The sequence below is a fragment of the Vallitalea pronyensis genome (genome assembly GCF_018141445.1).
In the GTDB taxonomy this organism is placed as follows: domain Bacteria; phylum Bacillota; class Clostridia; order Lachnospirales; family Vallitaleaceae; genus Vallitalea; species Vallitalea pronyensis.
Genome location: NZ_CP058649.1, coordinates 4,386,026 through 4,404,612 on the forward strand (window position 1 = coordinate 4,386,026; position 18,587 = coordinate 4,404,612).

14 protein-coding genes and 1 other annotated feature are annotated in these 18,587 nt (G+C 37.3%); of the genes, 2 read left to right on the forward strand and 12 right to left on the reverse strand.

The annotated features are described in order from the left end of the window. The first annotated feature begins 69 nt into the window (after positions 1–69). Entirely contained in the window at positions 70–1,068 is a 999-nt protein-coding gene (locus HZI73_RS18375; protein WP_212694824.1) for a patatin-like phospholipase family protein, read from the forward strand. A gap of 91 nt (positions 1,069–1,159) precedes the next feature. Here HZI73_RS18375 and mnmA read toward each other — a convergent pair whose 3' ends face one another. From mnmA to HZI73_RS18395, 4 genes are all read right to left on the reverse strand, one after another. Next, positions 1,160–2,242, reverse strand: a complete 1,083-nt coding sequence (mnmA, locus tag HZI73_RS18380; protein ID WP_212694825.1) for a tRNA 2-thiouridine(34) synthase MnmA — start codon at positions 2,240–2,242, stop codon at positions 1,160–1,162. Between the two features lie 23 nt (positions 2,243–2,265). Beyond that, positions 2,266–2,709, reverse strand: a complete 444-nt coding sequence (gene nifU, locus HZI73_RS18385; RefSeq protein ID WP_212694826.1) for a Fe-S cluster assembly scaffold protein NifU — start codon at positions 2,707–2,709, stop codon at positions 2,266–2,268. Positions 2,710–2,817: 108 nt separating this feature from the next. Continuing rightward, complete coding sequence (nifS, locus tag HZI73_RS18390) at positions 2,818–3,999, reverse strand: cysteine desulfurase NifS (protein ID WP_212694827.1); 1,182 nt, start codon at positions 3,997–3,999, stop codon at positions 2,818–2,820. A 4-nt stretch (positions 4,000–4,003) separates the two neighbouring features. Beyond that, a complete protein-coding gene (locus HZI73_RS18395) occupies positions 4,004–4,444 on the reverse strand; it encodes an RrF2 family transcriptional regulator (protein ID WP_212694828.1) in 441 nt (146 codons plus the stop codon). A 279-nt stretch (positions 4,445–4,723) separates the two neighbouring features. On the opposite strand from HZI73_RS18395, the gene HZI73_RS18400 reads away from it, so the two are divergent. Beyond that, positions 4,724–4,870: a hypothetical protein gene (locus HZI73_RS18400; protein WP_212694829.1), complete on the forward strand. Its 147-nt coding sequence runs from the start codon at positions 4,724–4,726 to the stop codon at positions 4,868–4,870. Positions 4,871–4,975: 105 nt separating this feature from the next. On the opposite strand, the gene HZI73_RS18405 is transcribed toward HZI73_RS18400, so the two are convergent. The 8 genes from HZI73_RS18405 to HZI73_RS18440 form a co-directional block, all read right to left on the reverse strand. Further along, positions 4,976–7,345 (reverse strand): ATP-dependent Clp protease ATP-binding subunit, encoded by a 2,370-nt coding sequence (locus HZI73_RS18405; protein ID WP_212694830.1) that lies wholly within the window; start codon positions 7,343–7,345, stop codon positions 4,976–4,978. A 453-nt stretch (positions 7,346–7,798) separates the two neighbouring features. Further along, positions 7,799–8,824 (reverse strand): tRNA preQ1(34) S-adenosylmethionine ribosyltransferase-isomerase QueA, encoded by a 1,026-nt coding sequence (gene queA, locus HZI73_RS18410; RefSeq protein ID WP_212694831.1) that lies wholly within the window; start codon positions 8,822–8,824, stop codon positions 7,799–7,801. Between the two features lie 91 nt (positions 8,825–8,915). Beyond that, entirely contained in the window at positions 8,916–10,499 is a 1,584-nt protein-coding gene (locus HZI73_RS18415; protein ID WP_212694832.1) for a SpoIID/LytB domain-containing protein, read from the reverse strand. 246 nt (positions 10,500–10,745) lie between these two features. Then, the gene (locus HZI73_RS18420) at positions 10,746–11,468 is read right to left on the reverse strand and encodes an amino acid ABC transporter ATP-binding protein (RefSeq protein ID WP_212694833.1); all 723 of its coding nucleotides are present in this window, start codon (positions 11,466–11,468) and stop codon (positions 10,746–10,748) included. After that, the gene (locus tag HZI73_RS18425; protein ID WP_246552209.1) at positions 11,455–12,171 is read right to left on the reverse strand and encodes an amino acid ABC transporter permease; all 717 of its coding nucleotides are present in this window, start codon (positions 12,169–12,171) and stop codon (positions 11,455–11,457) included. The genes HZI73_RS18420 and HZI73_RS18425 overlap by 14 nt, the downstream gene beginning before the upstream one ends. Positions 12,172–12,717: 546 nt before the next feature. Beyond that, entirely contained in the window at positions 12,718–13,599 is an 882-nt protein-coding gene (locus HZI73_RS18430; protein ID WP_212694834.1) for a basic amino acid ABC transporter substrate-binding protein, read from the reverse strand. Between the two features lie 974 nt (positions 13,600–14,573). Then, positions 14,574–16,967, reverse strand: coding sequence for a phenylalanine--tRNA ligase subunit beta (pheT, locus tag HZI73_RS18435; RefSeq protein ID WP_212694835.1), 2,394 nt, complete (start codon positions 16,965–16,967; stop codon positions 14,574–14,576). Positions 16,968–17,067: 100 nt separating this feature from the next. Then, positions 17,068–18,087 carry a phenylalanine--tRNA ligase subunit alpha gene (locus tag HZI73_RS18440; protein ID WP_212694836.1) on the reverse strand — a complete coding sequence of 340 codons (1,020 nt, stop codon included), beginning with the start codon at positions 18,085–18,087 and terminating at the stop codon, positions 17,068–17,070. A gap of 129 nt (positions 18,088–18,216) precedes the next feature. Next, positions 18,217–18,455, reverse strand: a binding site (T-box leader). Positions 18,456–18,587: the final 132 nt, after the last annotated feature.

The following is an 18,587-nucleotide window of genomic DNA, read 5'->3' on the forward strand; positions in this document are numbered from 1 at the left end:
TACATCTGTTAGTCATAAAAGACAAGATGGGTCGTATATAATTAGATAAGAATTTTTTTGGTGGTTCGTATGGCCTCTAACAATGAAGTGATTAAAATCTTAGCCATTGACGGCGGAGGTGTTCGAGGTATTATCCCTTGTGTCTTTCTCGACCACCTTAGAAAAGAATTGAATAAGCATGGTAATCACACCCCCTATTATAAGCTTTTTCATGTGATGGCTGGTACCTCTACAGGTTCACTTATTAGTCTATTACTCACTAAGCCACCTGAGGAACTAACAGATGAGGAACGCTTGAGTAGGCTTTTATATATGTATACTCATGATATAAAAGAAATATTTCCTAAACCTAAATCGGAATTCAGTCAAGGTGTCAAACAGATTTTCCGACCCAAATACAATGGAAGGAATTTAAAATCACTCCTAAGAAAAACCTTGAAAAATTTCACTTTGGAGGATGCCCTTACTAAGCTTCTTATTCCTGCGTATGACATGTGTTCCATGGAACCCTATCTCTTTCGTCATGGTAATACTTCCACTTCATCCATGAATTTTTTCTTAAGAGATGTTGGTCTTGCATCAACTGCAGCTCCTACCTATTTACCTGCTGCCAACATCAAGTCATTAACCAATGGGCAGTCTTTCTGTTTTGTTGATGGTGGTATATTCTGCAATGATCCTTCTCTCTGCGCCTATTCCTTTGCAAAAAAAACTTTTTCTCATGGTAAGAAGTATCTCATTGTGTCCTTGGGAACAGGTAAACAACCTATATCTTATAATTGCAATAAAGTTAAGAAATGGGGAGCATTAGGTTGGATAAATCCTTTGAATCATGTACCACTTGTGACGGCGTATATGAATTCGCAAGTGGAAAGTGAAGACTTGATTTTAGATAATATGTCAGATGTTGTGGTGTATCGTTTTCAAGTATCTCTGAACGATATATCCTCTGAGCTTGATGATGCAACTGCAAAAAATATGGATCATCTAAAAGGTAAAGCTGCTGCTTTAATCTTATCCAATAAAAGTAAAATAGACCGTTTAGTGAAGGTTTTAAATGCTTACTAGATGTTTTACTATACGACAAAGGAGACCCTATATCCATGCTGATATAAGGTCTCCTTTTGTATATCTCATAACATAACCGTTAATCCTTTGTCTACTTACGTATAATACTGCCTCCACCTACGAGCATGTCACCGTCATAGAAAACAACTGCTTGCCCTGGTGTAATGGCTCTTTGAGGCTCATCAAATACAACTTTTACTGTCTCATCATCTATCATGGAAATGGTACAAGGAGCAGGTTGGTGGCTGTATCGAATCTTTGCTTCTATATGCATGTCGGTTTCAAGTTTCTCAAAAGGCATAAAGTTCAATTCGTTGGCATATAACGTATCAGAAAATACATCCATGTTATCCCCAATGACAACTTCATTGGTGTCTGGCCTAATTTCAACCACGAAAGCCGGTTTTCCTAGAGAAAGACCTAGTCCTTTACGTTGTCCAACTGTATAATGAATAATGCCTTTATGGCGACCAATAACCTTGCCCTCAACATCAACAAAATTACCGGGTTGAATTTTTTTATTGGTATAACCTTCAATAAAAGCAGCATAGTTATTGTCAGGTATAAAACAAATTTCTTGACTATCTGGTTTCTTGGCTATACGTGCATTAATCTTCTCAGCAATTTTTCTAATTTCTTCTTTTGGATAGGTACCAACAGGCATCAAAGTATGGGCTAATTGATGCTGCGTCAAATTATAAAGTGCATAGGTTTGGTCTTTTTTAATACCTACTGCTTTTTTCAAGGTATATCTTCCGTTAGGTAACTTGATGACCTGTGCATAATGTCCTGTAGCTATATAATTGGCTCCAATTTTTAAACATCTACTTAACATGGATTCCCATTTCACATAGCGGTTGCAGGCAATGCACGGGTTAGGTGTGTTACCTTTTTGATAGGCATCTACAAAATAGTCTATGACGCTGTTTTGAAACTCTTGTTTAAAATTCATGACATAATAGGGGATATCAAGGGCATTGGCAACTCTTCGTGCATCATCAACAGCACTCAGTCCACAACACCCGCCATTTTCCTCTTGAGCTTCAACATCTTCATCTTGCCATATCTGCATGGTGACACCCATTACATCATATCCTTGCTCTTTAAGTAGATAAGCGGCTACAGAACTGTCCACACCACCTGACATACCAACTACAACTTTTTCCTTGCTCATTTTATCACCTGTTCTTTAATGGTTTATGCTTCTTCTAATGCGTCTTCATGGTGATGTTCACCCACATCTTCTTTGGGAGGTTCAAGACCTTCTATTTCTATACCATGTTTTTGAGAATAATCCCATAGTGCAGCATGAAGGGCTTCTTCTGCTAGTAATGAACAGTGAATTTTTGCCTTTGGTAATCCGTCAAGTGCTTCTACTACTGCATCATTGGTAATCTTCAGAGCATCTCTAATGGTTTTGCCCTTTACTAATTCTGTAGCGATACTACTGGTTGCTACAGCAGCTCCACATCCAAAGGTTTTGAAGGTTACATCTTTGATCACTTCATCTTCAACTTTTAAATAAATACGCATAATATCGCCACATTTTGCATTACCAACTGTACCTACACCATCTGCATCTTGTAATTCTCCCATATTTCTAGGATTCGTAAAATGATCCATTACTTTTTTAGTATACATAATCCACACCTCTATTATTATTTGTAAGCTTATTAACAGTTACATGCTAGAGACATTCTAATCTCTTGTACATCTATTTCAATACAGTCATTGATAAGTTATATCAACTTATCCTTGTTTTTTAACAAAATCTTCGTAAAGAGGTGACATATCTCTTAGTCGTTGTACGATGGACGGTAATACCTCTAACAGATAATCAACATCTTCTTCTGAACTGTGCATGCCCAAGGTTATACGTAATGAACCATGAGCTATTTCATGGGGAAGTCCGATACCTAAGAGTACATGGGATGGGTCAAGGGACCCGGATGTACAGGCTGATCCACTGGATGCACTAATGCCTTTCATATCCAGCATAATAAGCAACGACTCTCCTTCTATAAATTCAAAACTGTAATTCACATTATTAGGTAAACGCTGTTCTGGATGACCATTTAATTTACAGTAAGGTACTTTTTCTTTGATGCCATCAATGAGTTTATCTCTCAATGCAATCAAACTTTTTGCTTTTGCTTCCATATGACTTCCTGCTATTTCCATGGCTTTTCCAAGACCAACAATCCCCGGAACATTTTCAGTGCCTCCGCGACGTCTTCGTTCTTGAGCGCCACCATGAATAAATGCTTTTAACCTTACACCTTTTTTTACATACAATGCACCAATACCCTTTGGACCATTTAGCTTATGTCCAGATATGGATAGTAAGTCAATATGCATGTCTTTCACATCTACAGGAATCTGCCCTACTGCTTGAACCGCATCTGTATGGAATAGGATGCCTTTTTCTCTTGCTAGAGCTCCAATCTCACCAACAGATTGAACAGTACCAATCTCATTGTTTGCCATCATGATGGTAATCAAGATGGTTGTATCTTTTATTGCTGCTTTTAAATCTTCTATATGAACCACACCGTATTCATCAACCGGCAGATAAGTCACTTCATACCCTTGCTTTTCTAAATACTCACACGTGTGTAATACGGCATGATGCTCTGTTGTTGTTGTAATGATATGATTACCTTTTTTCTTATAACTCTCTGCAATACCCTTTATGGCCCAGTTATCAGCTTCTGTTGCGCCGCTTGTAAAGTATATTTCCATTGGGTCTGCATGAATGAGTTTTGCTACCTGCTCCCTTGCGCTATCAATAGCTTTTTTATTTATCTGAGCTATTTCATAGATACTGGAAGGATTCCCAAAGCTTTGTGTAAAATATGGCATCATGGCCTCTACTACCTCGGGATGAGTAGGGGTCGTAGCCGCATGATCAAAATATACTCTTTTTTCCATTGCTTTATCTCCTTTGTATTTCTTGATGAATGTCGTTGTGACCATCAACTAAATCTTGCAGCGATATGTTGTTCACTACATCGTTAATACTATCACTTATTTTCTTCCATACTACCTTTGTTATGCAACAATCCATATCGTCACATTGTTTATTTTCATTGACCAAAGCACAATCTACAGGATTAAGACTACCTTCTAGAGACCTTAATATGTCACCAACAGAAATATCGTCTGGTGATTTGTTGAGGGAGTAACCTCCTTTAGCCCCTCTGGTACTCTTCACATAACCTGATTTTTTGAGAACAGAAATAATATGTTCCAAATAATTCATGGATATGTTTTGACGTTCCGATATACTCTTAAGGGAGATATTTTCTTCCTTACTGTTAAGAACTAAATCAACCATGGCCCGTAATCCATATCGACCTTTTGTGGATAATTTCATCTTACCACCTCTATTTCAATTCCTAGTATAATGCTAGGAATTAATGTCATCTTAAGCGTATCATTTTTTTCTTACCTTGTCAATATATGTATACAAAATATTTTAAACAATTTTCTACGTAAGCATTCACTTTAGAAACATTTATTGTGCATCCTTCTCCCAAATAAAAGATAAGTGGTCATACAAGGCTCATGATTCGTAATCATGCTAGAAATATTCTTGTCATAGACAAGCATTAACGGTATACTAACATTATCAACATTTTTAAGGAGTGTTACTATGAAAAATATTTCAAAAAGCATCATCTATGGCTTAATAAGTGTCACCATCGTGTTTTTGACCGTGCTTTTATCAAAAAACTTAACTGGAAATAGTTTTAGTCTCATAAACATAAAAGTTGCTGGAGGAGATGTGAATGAACGTTAATAGAACCACTAAATCCTAATGACTGGATTTAGTGGTTCTATACTGTTGTCATCCTATTCTTGGTTTTACAACCTTAAGTCTCTCCAATAGGGGGCATTTTATTTACTACTGACCATGTTCAATGGATTTAATACCTTTCGGTTTTACATAAATCACTGTTTTATCATCCTTTAAACCAAAGGTAATCGTATCGCCATCTTTTATATGGCCGCGGATATAACTCTCAGCAATTTCGTCCTCAATGTACCGTTGAATGGTTCTTCTAAGTGGTCTCGCCCCATACTTAGGGTCATAACCTTTTTCTAAAATAAATTCACGAATACCTTCTTGCATCTCTATGGTAATCTTTTTATGCTCTGCTTCTTTGGTTACCTCACTTAACATAAGATCAATGATATCCCGAAGCTCATCTTTGGTTAATTCTGTAAAGACAACTGTTTCGTCAACCCGATTAAGGAATTCTGGTCGGAATACTTTTTCCAAAGCTTCATGACATTTGCGCTCCAGTGAACCGTAATCATTCTTACCAAATCCAATACCATTGGTCTTTTGGGCTGTACCAGCGTTAGAGGTCATAATGATGACCGTGTTTTCAAAGCTTACGACACGTCCTGTACTGTCTGTTAAGCGACCGTCTTCTAATATTTGTAATAAGATGTTAAACACGTCCACATGGGCTTTTTCAATCTCATCCAGTAAGATGACGGAATAAGGCTTACGTCTAACTTTTTCTGTTAATTGACCTGCTTGATCATATCCTACATATCCTGGAGGTGCCCCAATGAGTTTACTTACCGTATGCTTCTCCATATACTCGGACATATCCAGTCGTATCATGGCCTCTTCTGTACCATAGAGTTCATGAGCAAGTGCTTTCGTCAGTTCTGTCTTACCGACACCTGTTGGTCCAACAAAGATGAAGGAAGAGGGTTTGTTGCGTTTAGAAAATCCTGATCGATTTCTTCTAATGGTCTTGGCTAAACGAGTGACAGCATTATCTTGACCAATAACACGCTCATGGAGTCTTTCTTCTAAATTTAACAATTTCTTAGCTTCTGACTCCGAAATGCTTTGTACAGGAATCTTGGTCCAAGCTTCAATGACATAGGCAATGTCTTCTTTGCATATGGCAATGTTATCGCATTTTTTCTCAATTTCTTCTATACGGGATAATAAGTTAAACTCTCGCACTTTGCATTGAGCAGCTTTTTCGTAATCATCCGTTGCTGCTGAATTTTCTTTCTCATCAATGACACTTGCTAATTCTTTTCTTAAAGCTTCTAACTCAACTAATCCTAGATTTAATAAATTAGCTCTAGAACCGGCTTCGTCAATGACATCAATGGCTTTATCCGGAAGAAACCTGTCATGGATATAGCGCTCTGATAGATTAACTGCATAGTCAATAATGTCATCGGATATGATGACTTTATGGAACGTTTCGTAGTAACCTTTTATACCCTTTAGAATCTCTATACTGTCTTCAATGCTTGGTTCATCAACGATAACAGGTTGGAACCTTCTTTCAAGAGCCGTATCTTTTTCAATGTGTTTACGATATTCTTCTAGGGTTGTTGCCCCAATCACTTGAATTTCGCCTCTTGCAAGGGCTGGCTTAAGAATATTGGCAGCATTCATAGCACCGCCTTCTGCTTCACCTGCTCCAACAATATTGTGCACTTCATCAATCACAAGGATAACATTGCCACAATCTCTGGCTTCATTGATAATGGCTTTCATGCGGGCTTCAAATTGTCCTCGAAATTGAGTACCAGCTACAACAGCTGTTAAATCAAGCAAGTATATTTCTGTTCCAATAAGCTTGGCTGGAATTTGATTCTCAACAATCCTTACGGCTAAACCCTCTGCAATAGCTGTCTTACCTACTCCAGGTTCACCAATGAGTACAGGGTTATTCTTCGACCTACGATTCAATATCTGAATGACACGATCAATTTCACGGTGTCTTCCTATGATACGGTCTACTTGACCGTTTTTAGCATTATCTGTTAAGTTAATACCATACGTATCCAAGTATTTTCGCTTTGGCTTCTTCTTGGTTTTTTTCTTGGTTTTGACGCCTCCACCTTCATTTGGATTAGGCTTTGCATTGTCAATAGCATCATGTTCTTCTGGTTGGTACTCAGGTGATTGATTCTTTAATCCTGAGAAAGCGCTGCTTAACAGGTTCATAAAAGGATTACCTGCTCCTGCATCATCTGAATTACCTTCCATCATCTCCATTGAGTTTGCCAGTTGATCCATATCCACATTTTCAAACATGGTCATCATCTGCTGATTGACGTTTTCAAATTCATCTGGGCTCATACCGCTTTGACCAATTAATTGGTCAAGTGGTGCAATACCATTCTTTTGGGCACATGGTAAACATAGTCCCATTCTTTCTTGTTTGCCATCTACAATCTTCGAAACGAATACGACGGCTGTATTCTCATTACACATTGAGCATTTCATCTCTATCATCTCCTACACTAAACACCAACATGGTTAAACAACTTTCCTTTAGATCTTCCGATCTAAAAGAATCAATTCTTTATGTCAACTTACTTATACTTCATAAGTTTTGAGCTGTATATCTTTTATTTCCTATGGATGATACACGAATATTTCATAAACAACTTATTATAGATTATTTTATTAAAGTAACATATTTCACTTAATTCGTCTAGTTATAACCCTAATTATTTATAGTTTTAACAGTTTATTCACAAATTCAATATTATTTATATCGTCTTATTTCCTTAATTATACCATACTTCCATATTTTTTAATCTTATTTCGTGGCTTATCTTTCATTTTAAGATGTTGAATCAATATACTCATTGTATTATTTTTATCCTATTAAAAAAGAAGAACATCACAGTATTTGCTGCGTATCCTCCTTTTCTTCTACTTATGGACAATTGATTAATGAATAAACATGGCATCCCCAAAACTAAAGAACCGATAGGCTTTATCTACTGCTTCTTGATAAGCATGTAATACATGTTCACGGCCAGCTAGAGCAGACACGAGCATAATAAGGGTCGATTCAGGCAAATGGAAGTTCGTGATAAGCCCATCAACGGCTTTAAATGTATATCCTGGGTATATAAAAATATCTGTCCAACCTTTTGTAGCTTTAACATACCCCTTCTCATCCGCAATGGATTCCAGTGTACGGCTACTTGTTGTGCCAACAGCAATAACACGTCCACCTTGGGCCTTGGTCTCATTGATCTTGTCTGCTTCCTCTTTGTCTACCCAATAATACTCCGCATGCATGGTATGTTCTAAGATATCATCTGCTTTTACTGGGCGAAATGTCCCTAGACCTACATGCAAGGTCACATAGGCAATTTTTACCCCTTTTTCTTCAACTTCTTTCAATAACTCAGGTGTAAAATGAAGCCCTGCTGTTGGGGCTGCTGCTGAACCATTATGCTTTGCATAAACGGTCTGGTAACGTTCTTTATCTTTTAATTGATGGGTAATATAGGGGGGTAATGGCATTTGTCCCAGTTCATCTAAGACTTGTTCAAAAATACCCTTATATTCAAACTGAACAATACGATTTCCGCCTTCAATTACTTCACATATTTCTGCTTTTAGAACACCATCACCAAAAACAATACGATCCCCTGGTTTCGCTTTACGACCTGGCTTAACCATGACTTCCCATTGATCGTTTTGAAGCCGTTTAAGCAATAAAAACTCCACTTTACCATGGGTTACCTCTTTACTACCAATTAATCGAGCTGGTAACACCCGGGTATTATTCAACACAAGACAATCACCTTTGTTTAAAAGCTGAACCATGTCTTTAAATATCGTATGCTCTATTTTTCCTGTTTCTTTATCTAAAACCAAAAGCCTTGAACTTGAACGATCCTCTAAGGGATCTTGTGCGATTAATGCTTCTGGTAAATGAAAGTCAAAATCTTTTCTCTTCATGTGAATTTTTAGTCCTTTCAAAACCCTTTATTGAGAGTCTATAATTAATACTTTAAAGAGTATAACAAAAGTTCCTTACAAACACAAGGACTTATCTTACTTCTATATCCCGATAGTAGTATTTTAGAATCTCATCGTATGCAAAACCTACACCTGCCATACATTTAGCACCAGACTGACTCATACCCACACCATGACCATTGCCTTGTCCAACAAAAAAATAGGTATCTTTTTTCCCCTGGATAGATGGTATGCTGTTAATATTGTCTTGACTGATAACAATCGTCTGCTCTGTATTTACACTGAGTTGTCTAGGTTGGCCTGATGCGTCAACAACGTATAAACCATCTTTTTCTTGCTCTGAAACACCACCTATACCTTGAACGGAAAACGCATGCCGTAATACATCTTTATCACGGACGACCTCAAATTTACGACTATGAAGACCCAGCCATGTCCGCATGGTTTCTTTCTTAAGGATGTGTTCGCCCTTTGTACCCACGATGCAAAGATCCATAACCCTCCCTGCCTTCGTATAGTCACGGGGTATCACATCTACAATTTGACCTATATGTACATCATATCCCGCTAACTTATCTTCAATATCCCTTGCAGTAAGTTCCTTAATCCAAGGTTCTTTATAAGGCTCTAATTCATACAAATCAGGTATACCTTTTAAATAAGGTATTGTTCCACTCCACACATTTTCACTATTTTCTGTATGACCACCACTTGTCGAAAAATAAAATGTTGGCACAACTCTATTATTATAATAAACCATTCTATTGGTTGTTTCATTAACAGCTCTATTGGTGCTTGGGTACTCATGACCAAATCCTTTATAAGCTTGTGAATTTTGCGTATCACATAGCACATATGGCTTATTTTTATATTTAGGTATGATTTCTGAATGATAGATTGCAAAATTACGTACCGCTACAGCTTGTGCTTTTAATGCCTCAATGGGCCAACTACTGGGCATCTCAGAAGGTACAACACCATATAAATAATCATTTAGACCAATCACATTAACAGCCGAGACCCCTGAGTTACCATATCTTCCAATTTCCATTCGACCCCTATACTGGCGGTCGCCTAAGTCGATGACCGGAACTTCTGTTTGGTCCATGGATAAAAACTGAGGATGCTCATTGGCATTTTCCATGATAATGCCCGTGCCTGAAAAAGTCATCAAGGTACGATAGCCATTATCTCCCACCGTATCTAATGTTAAGGTGTGCTTCGCTTTTATTTTATGCGCAGCAATCTTGGCTTCGTTATCATCTGCTACTTCCACATATACTTTCCATACCCCTTTACCAATGGTACCACCATAAGCTTTATAACCATCTGCTTTAAGGGCATTAACAAATGGTGTTACAGCTATATAACTGGGTTGTACATCCTGTGATACAAGATATGTATTGGTAGCTGGTTTAATGGTGTAACCATCATTGGACATAAAAACATGCTCCGACACAAATTCATCATCAAGCACATAGCCCATATTTATTGCCTGATTATGCATAGTCAAAGAATGGATGGCATGATACTTAGACAGCAATCCAATTCTTAATGCCTTATTATTCATTTTTTCTGCGTATGAATCGTTAGAACCCACCAGCGTTATGGTCACGATAAGTACGATATTTACCCATAGAAATACTTTCTTCATCTTAATCCCCCTACATATCATCCTAAAACCTTTTCTGTTACACGAAAAAAAGCACCTTACTCTTATTATAAAGTGCCTGTCCCTAAAAATCTACAACAATTTACCCATATAGTAAAAATTATCCATTAATGATAGCTATTGAATAGACAATTTAGGTATCCATTGTCGTATGACGAAGCTGTCTCTTACATTAGGTCAAAGCTAAAAAATATAAGAGACAGCCCATCTTTAATTCTGTATATATACCTACAGTACTTTACTAAAAAACTCCTTCGTCCGTTCATTCTGAGGATTTGTAAAGACATCCATAGGTGTTCCTTCTTCTGCAATTTGTCCATCATCCATAAAAAATAACCGTGTACCAACTTCTCGCGCAAAACCCATTTCATGGGTGACAACCACCATAGTCATGCCTTCCGCTGCCAACTGCTGCATCACTTCTAACACTTCCCCTACCATCTCCGGATCAAGTGCTGATGTGGGTTCATCAAAGAGCATCACATCCGGCTCCATGGCCAAAGCACGTACAATGGCAATACGTTGTTTTTGCCCGCCAGATAGCTGTTTTGGATATGCTTTTGCTTTATCGGCAAGTCCAACACGTGTCAAAAGATCCATGGCTTTCTGATTGGCTTCTGCCTTCTTCATGCCTTTAACCTTAATGGGTGCTAAGGTGATATTCTCTATTACTGTTTTATGTGGAAAAAGATTAAATTGCTGAAATACCATGCCCATTTTCTGACGCTGTACGTTAATATCATTTCTCTTGCTTGTAATATCCACATCTTCAAATATAATCTGACCATCTGTTGGTTCTTCTAATAGATTAAGGCACCGTAAAAAAGTACTTTTACCTGATCCACTTGGACCAATAATGACAATCACTTCACCTTTTTCAATATGAGTATCAATGCCTTTCAAGACATGTAGTTTTCCAAATTTCTTGTGTAAGTTTTTAACGTGTATCACCAGCTCTTAACCTCCTTTCCAGTTTACGCATGAAGAATGTAAACGTGGTTGTTAATAATAAGTAGATGATAGCTGTTGTTATAAGGGGTTGTATGGCTGTTCCTGTTTGCGAAATAATGGTATTTGCCGCTTTCATAATGTCAAAAGAGCCAATGATACCAACGATAGATGTTTCCTTCAATAAGACAATAAATTCACTGACTAATGTCGGCAGGATATTCTTTATTGCCTGGGGAATAATGATATACAGCATGGCTTTGCCATAGGACATCCCTAAGGACCTGGCCGCTTCCATTTGTCCTTTGTCAAGACCTTGTATACCTGCTCTTATAATCTCCGAAACATAGGCGGCACTATTGATACCAAAAGCAATAGCACCTACAGCTACCCTAGGGATATCTGCTTGAGCAAAAATAACCATATGGAAAATAATTAATTGTACATAGACAGGTGTCCCACGGATGATATCCACATATATATTAGTTATCACTTTTAATATTTTGATGTTCGACAGCTTGAGTAATGCAATAAATATACCTAATACAATACCAATAATGGCTGCAAATAATGTGACTTGCAACGCAAAGCTTATTCCCTTTATCCAATAATGGTACCGGTAATATGACCCTGCACCATCTTCTGGTCCAAAAACGAGATTAATAAAATTCATGAAACCAGAGTTTCCTAACAATATCCAATTCACCTTAACTCACCTTCTTATCTCTTTTTTCGATTCTTAGACGACCATGTGTATTTATTGAGTGTCGTACAGTACTATAAGTCAACCTAGCTTATAGAAGAATCCTTTGTATCTCTTATATATAATTCACACACCTCTTAAGGTACGCTTTTATTCACTATCTACTATCCATCCATTCTAACCTTGTACCACCCTTATCAAGAACTTTACTAGTCAAGAACAAACCGACTAAGTCGCATCTTGCGAAGCAAGTTGTTGCGTTAGGAAAGTTTCCTTGACGCATATGAAAACGTTTCTATTTCATATGCTAAATTCAGAGGACTTTCCTATAAGAATAAAAAAGTGTGCCAAAGACACACATTTTTTAAGGAGCTAGGAAAGCAAACCTTTACAGGCGCTTTCCTATTGTTAGTACATTGACTAACGTAGTTTCCATGGTGTGTTACCACCACGAAGTAAGGTTGAAAGGATATTGTTGTCAAGAGATTTTACTCTCCTGATCTATATAGAGAACTTACAGCGCATGTCCATAAGCTCAATATACCAAGTTTATTCAGCTTCTTGCTCACCAAAGTATTTCTCATAAAGTGCATCGTACTCGCCACTTTCTTGCAGCTCTTGGATCACTTGATTAATCGTATCCAATAATGCGTCATCTTCTTTATTGACAGCAATGGCATAGGCTTCTTTGGTTAATTCTTCTTCTAGAATCATCACTTTATCATTCTTACTGACAAATTTCTCAGCTGGTTTTTGATCAATAACCACTGCATCCAACTTACCATTAGCTAAATCCATAACCGCTGCAAATCCAGCATCATAAGATTCAACCGTGGCGTCAGCAATCTCTTTTGCTTCCATTTCACCTGTTGTTCCCAGTTGAACACCTATCTTTTTACCTTCTAAATCTGCTTTACCCTTAACGGCATCACTATCTTTCTTAACAATAATGACTTGTGACGCTTCAAAATAATCTTGTGAAAAATTAACGGACTTTGCTCGCTCTTCTGTATTGGTCATACCTGCAGCAATAAAATCAATCTTTTTCGTTTGCAGTGCTGCAATAAGACCCGAAAATTGCATGTTCTCTATTTTAAGCTCTAGTCCTAACTTCTCAGCTATTTTTTTAGCTATATCCACATCAAATCCAGTAACTTCCCCACCAGCTATGTATTCAAAAGGAGGAAACTCTGCATTCGTACCCATCACGATAAATTGCTTGTCTTCATCTACAGGTTTATCTGCATCTTCTTTATCGTCTTCCTCACTATCCACTGTACCATCTTCCGAATCTTTTGTTGAATCCCCATCAGCTGCCGCATCTACTTCTTGGTTTTCATTTATGTCCTTAGAAGCCTCCTTGGCTTGACCACAACCAATTAGCCCCATGGTTATCACCATCATTAAAAATAAACACATTAATTTCTTCATCTTACATACATCCTTTCCCTAATTCCATGTTGTTTTTATATTTATACACAACATTGTATATTTACTAATGAACAAGCATAATTATACATTATAATGAATAAAAATGCAAGCACTAATTATTTTTTTCTAAGTTTTTTACTCTCACTTACTAAATCCACCTATAACCTAGTAGCTAGGGGATGCATACCATAACGTCGTGATTTTTAAAAGAGTCTTAGAAAAACTTGGTGAGTGAAAGAGGTATTTCCGTTAAAAAGCTTACTTGTCTGACTGTAAGGAGTTAGTAAGCTTTAGGAAATACCTCTGAAACAAACCTTAGTTTTTCTTAGGCTCTTTTAATCTGAACGACGTTATGGTATGCATCCCCTAGCTACGGTCGTCTTGTACTCCACACAAAATAGCATTTCCCCCATCCCAATAGCTTCATATGTGAATGATATTACATGAGCAATGGCTGTGAAAGAATCATAAAAAAGTATCGTAATATACACATACAAGACATCCGTAGCTAGATGGATAACGTCAATCCGTTCAGGTTAAATAATGGAAGAAATGCTAAACTCACTCCAAGTTAAATGCCTAAAACTTAAAACTCGCTAACGCTCTAACAATTAAGTTTCTTTACGGCATTCAACTTTCCATTCGCTAAGTATTTCTAACCATTATTTAAACATCACGGATTGACGTTATCCATCTAGCTACTAGGTAAGTGAGGGGCTAGGGGTATAAATATATGGTATAAACTTATTATTAATATGTCTAAATTAGTCAGCACTTATGGCATGAGGTTCTAGTTGAAAATAAACTCACTGGTTAATGAGGTTATGTATAAAACAGATTTGCAAAAAGCTTTATCTAAGAATAAACTTCGAATTATTAGAGATCAAACATTATAAATTATAAGCTATATACAAGCAAAGGGTTAAGCTATAGCTTAACCCTTTGCATACATTATTTGTATTAATCATCGTATGTTACTGCCTTAATTTTACATCCAACATGGTCTCAAGACCATTTAATATCTTGTGCATGGTTTTACTGATTTCTTTTTCCTTTAACGTACGATCCGAAGCTCTAAACGTTAAGGCAAAGGCTAAGGACTTATAACCTTCCTCTATCTGTCCACCTGTATACACATCAAACAACTTGATGCTTTCTAATGTCTTACCTCCACGTTGCTTAATAATGGCTTCAATTTGACCAACTAACACGTCATCTTTAGCAATTAAAGCAATATCACGGTTGATAGCAGGGTATTTTGCAAGTGCAGTGTATGAACGTTCAAGTCTGGACTTTTTCACAAGTATAGGCATATCAATGACAGCAACATATACACGAGTGTCCATATCGTAATTATCCGTTACATCAGGATGAACTTCTCCTATTAAACCTAAGTTCTTTGTATTAAGGGTAATCTTAGCTTGACGACCTGGATGTAGATAAGGTACTTCTGTCTGTGGTTCATAACTAAAACCATCTGTGATACCCACACGCTCTAAAAGCGTTTCAATCACACCTTTTACATCATAGAAGTCGACTCCCCCATACATACCAATGGTTAATTGTAAACGTTCATCTGGAAGTTCTGTCAGTGTATCATCTTGTGGTAAATACACATAAGCTAATTCATAGAGATAAGCACTTTCGTTACGACGATTGTAGTTGGTGGATAACGCTGTAAGCATACCATTCATGGTTGTGGTACGCATCATGCTAAAATCTTCTCCCAATGGATTAGAAATCTTCACTGCATGACGTAATGGATGCTCTTCATCTAATTTTAACTTATCAAACACCTTTGGACTTTCAAAAGAATAGGTCATGGCTTCATGAATACCACAATTCTCCATGACGTTTCTTGTGATGTCTTCAATCTTTTGCTTATAGTTTTTCTTACCTACTGTTGGTGTTCCAGTCGAAAGGGTAGCAGGTATATTGTTATAACCATAAAAACGAGCAACTTCTTCCGCTAGATCCGCTTCCCTTTCAATATCGGGTCTAAAGGTAGGTACAGTGACCTTTCTAGCCTCACGGTCAACAACTAATTCTATTTTTTCAAATATGTCTACCATGGTACTTTCATTAATATCCGTTCCAAGTAAACGGTTAATATTCTCTGGATTATAGGCTACTTCAATTGATTCTCTTTTGTGAGGATACACATCTACTATACCAGATACCACATCACCAACACCTAACATATTGATAAGCCTACAAGCTCTATTCATGGCATCTTCTATATTATTAGGGTCTAAGTATTTTTCAAATTTAGTGGATGCATCCGATCGTAAACCTAACTTTCTAGATGTGAAACGGATATTTGTACCATCAAAATTAGCTGCTTCTAATAGCAGTGTTGTTGTTTCTTCTGTGACTTTTGTATGTTCACCACCCATGATACCTGCAATACCTACTGGGTTCTTTTCATCTGCTATCACAAGCATGGAGGCATCAAGTTCATGTTCTTCTCCATCAAGGGTCATGGCCTTCTCACCATCCACTGCACGTCTAACGATGATTTTGCCGCCTACTAGTTTGGATAAATCATAGGCATGCATGGGTTGACCAAGTTCTAACATAACAAAATTAGTAATGTCCACAATGTTATTAATGGGTTTTACACCACATGATAAAAGTTTTTTCTTCATCCAGCTTGGTGAAGGACCAATTTTCACATTTTGCACAATACGACCTGCAAAACGTGCACATAGGTCATCATCCTGAATGGAAATATCAATATGGTCTGCTGCATTGCCAGCAATTTCGTCCACCTTCGTTTCTGGATAATGAAATGGTAGATCAAACGTAGCTGCTGCTTCTCGTGCTATACCCACAATACTGAAACAATCTGGACGGTTCGATGTGATTTCATATTCTACCACAACATCATCTAGTCCAAAAAGAGGCTTAACATCCATACCAAGCTCATGAGGTTCATTAAAAATATAGATACCATCCTCTGGGGCCTCTGGAAAATCCTCTGATGATAACCCCAATTCTTCTATGGAACACATCATACCATTGGATTCAATGCCTCTAAGTTTGCCTTTTTTTATCTTGATACCACCAGGTAAGTTAGAACCACATAGCGCAATAGGTACATAGTCTTCCTGATTAATATTATTAGCACCTGTCACAATCTGAATAGGCGCTTCCTGTCCAACATCCACTTGTGTGACCACAAGCTTATCTGCATCAGGATGCCTCTCTATCTTTAATATTTTACCAACGACAATACCACTGATCTCCTGACCTAATTCTTCATAACGTTCTACTTTGGAGCCTGACATGGTCATACTGTCTGTAAATGTTTTCATATCACAATCTATATTCACGTAGTCTTTCAACCACTGCATAGGTACATTCATGCTTTACACCTTCCTTATCATTATAATGAATGTTACAATTACTCTCTTTCACTATGTTGGAGCTAATGATGAGCTCCACATTCTAATCCATCATACTTCGCTAAAATTGAGATAAAAACCTTACGTCATTTTCATAAAAGAGACGGATGTCATTCACACTGTATCTAAACATGGCAATTCTGTCAATTCCCATACCAAAAGCAAAACCACTGTACTCATTGGGATCAATGCCAGACATCTCTAAAACTCTTGGATGTACCATGCCGCAACCTAGTATCTCTACCCAACCTTCACCCTTGCATATTCGGCATCCTTCACCACCACAATTAAAACAGGATATATCCATTTCAGCACTAGGTTCTGTGAATTGGAAATGATGGGGTCTGAACCTGACCTTCACATCTTCACCGTATAACTCCGTTGCAAAGACAGCTAAAGCACCTTTTAGGTCAGCCATGGTAATGTTCTTATCAATGACTAATCCTTCTATTTGATTAAACACTGGTGAGTGGGTCGCATCTACTTCGTCAGAACGATACACGCGACCGGGAGCAATAATTTTAATGGGTGGTTTTTGATTCTCCATGGTGTGCACTTGCACGGAAGATGTTGCCGTTCTAAGGACAATATCTTTCGTAATATAGAAGGTATCTTGTTCATCTTTTGCAGGATGATTATCTGGAATGTTTAAGGCCTCAAAATTATAATAATCTGTTTCAACTTCAGGTCCGCCAACAATCTGATACCCCATACCAATAAAGATATCTTTTATATCATCAAGGACAATGTTCATTGGATGACGATGACCAAGAGTTTTTTTCTTAGCAGGCATGGTTACATCAATAACCTCTTCTGCTAATTGTTTCGCTCTTACTTTCTTTGCTAATTCACCTTTTGCTGCTTCTAACTTGTCTTCAATCATGCCACGTACTTCATTAGCTAATTGTCCTATAATAGGTCTTTCTTCATTAGACAAATCTTTCATACCTCTTAATACACTGGTTAGTTCACCTTTTTTACCCAAGTAATTAACACGAATGTCATTAAGAATTTTTAGATCAGACACGTCTTGAATTCTTTTTAAAGCTTCTTCTTTTATAGCTTGTAGTTTATCTTTCATGCTATGACTCCTTTCAAACCTTTTTTACGTACAATGATTATCACATCTATATAAGATGAATAAAGTATTCATTCACTGTCACAAGGTTGTATTGTGACCATATAAAAACAACAAAAAAACTCCATCCCTGTAAGGGACCGAGTATCGTCGGCGGTACCACCCTCATTCCATAACATCTAAGATATCCCTGTCATGGCTCTTGGAAGCTTAACGTGCTTAACGTTATTTCTTACTGGCTTATTACCTCATTCAGAAATACAGCTTAGGTGGGAAATTGGGCAATTATCTGAACTTAAAAGTGCTTGCAGCCTATGACACTTTCTCTCTATAAGAAAATAATTACTTACTGACACCGTCATTGCTTTTATTAATCACTATACAATTGATTATATTCTATCATATTCACTCCATGTGTCAAGGGTTAATTTAAAAGTTATAGTGATTAGCACTTGATGACCTGAAGAAAAATATAAACGAACTTAGACAATTTTATTAACCCT